Consider the following 806-nt stretch of genomic DNA (forward strand, 5'->3'; position numbering starts at 1 on the left):
TGTGGTAATGACACTGTGCATACTCAGGTAATCACAGTTCAGGATACGACGGCACCAACCTTTAACGAAGCACTTCCTGCGGATGTAACTGTTGAGTGTGATGCTGTTCCTACAGCTGATACCTTAACAGCGAATGACAACTGTGGTGATGCTACGGTAACTTTTGAGGAAACCACTACTGCTGGTACTTGTGATAATGACTATACATTAACACGTACTTGGACAGCTACGGATGCTTGTGGTAATGAAACAATTCATACGCAAACTATAACTGTTCAAGATACAACGGCACCAACCTTTAACGAAACACTGCCTACAGATCTAACGGTTGAGTGTGATGCAGTTCCTACTGCTGAAACCTTAACTGCTAATGACAACTGTGGTGATGCTACGGTATCTTTTGATGAAGCTACTACTGCTGGTACTTGTGATAATGACTATACATTAACACGTACTTGGACAGCCTCTGATGCCTGTGGTAATGACACTGTACATACTCAGGTGATTACTGTTCAGGATACGACAGCACCAACATTTAATGAAGCGCTGCCTGCGGATGTAACTGTTGAATGTGATGCTGTGCCTACAGCTGAAACGTTAACTGCTAATGACAATTGTGGTGATGCAACGGTAACTTTTGAAGAAACCACGACGGCTGGTACTTGTGATAATGAGTACACATTAACTAGAGTTTGGACAGCTACGGATGCTTGTGGTAATGAAACTGTTCATACGCAAACTATAACTGTTCAAGATACAACGGCACCAACCTTTAACGAAACACTGCCTACAGATCTAACGGTTGA

General features: G+C 42.8%; 1 protein-coding gene. It reads left to right on the forward strand.

Annotated features, from left to right (window positions below):
- A partial coding sequence (locus V1468_RS16420; RefSeq protein WP_456300857.1) for an HYR-like domain-containing protein occupies window positions 1-806 on the forward strand: 806 nt, incomplete at both ends.

It is taken from the genome of Winogradskyella poriferorum (assembly GCF_036553625.1).
GTDB classification, from domain to species: domain Bacteria; phylum Bacteroidota; class Bacteroidia; order Flavobacteriales; family Flavobacteriaceae; genus Winogradskyella; species Winogradskyella poriferorum.